General features: G+C 71.8%; 1 pseudogene. It reads right to left on the bottom strand.

Annotated features, from left to right (window positions below):
* Window positions 1-289, bottom strand: a pseudogene (locus AC13HU_RS38325) (DUF2092 domain-containing protein); the annotation flags it as partial.
* Window positions 290-387: the final 98 nt, after the last annotated feature.

Below are 387 nucleotides of genomic sequence, written 5' to 3'. Positions count from 1 at the left end.
CCGCGCCCCCCGAGAGCGCGTCGGGCAGGCCGAGGTCGGTGCTCACCTTCACGGTGCCGTCGACGGTCCGGGTGTTCGAGGCCGCGATCTTCGTCAGCAGCTGCTGTGCGGTGATCTTCGGCAGCGAGGGGTTGCCCGCGTCGGCCAGCGCCGGCACCAGCGTGATGGTCGCCGCCGCCACGCCCGCCACGGCGACCGGCACGGTGTAGCGCGCGATCTTCCGTCCACGGCCGCGCGGTTCGTCCGGCTCGTCCGGCTCGGGACGCCCGATCGGTTGGATGAGTGCCATTGCGTACTACCTCCGTCGTGAGCGGCGGCCTACTCGCACGTGTCCCACTACCCGGGCCATTGTCGCCCAGTCCGCCGTGAAGTGGGGCACCCCTATCC

The organism is Streptomyces sp. NH27 (genome assembly GCF_056859195.1).
The sequence above is the reverse complement of the archived record's forward strand: the minus strand, read 5'-3'. Positions and strand labels throughout refer to the sequence as shown.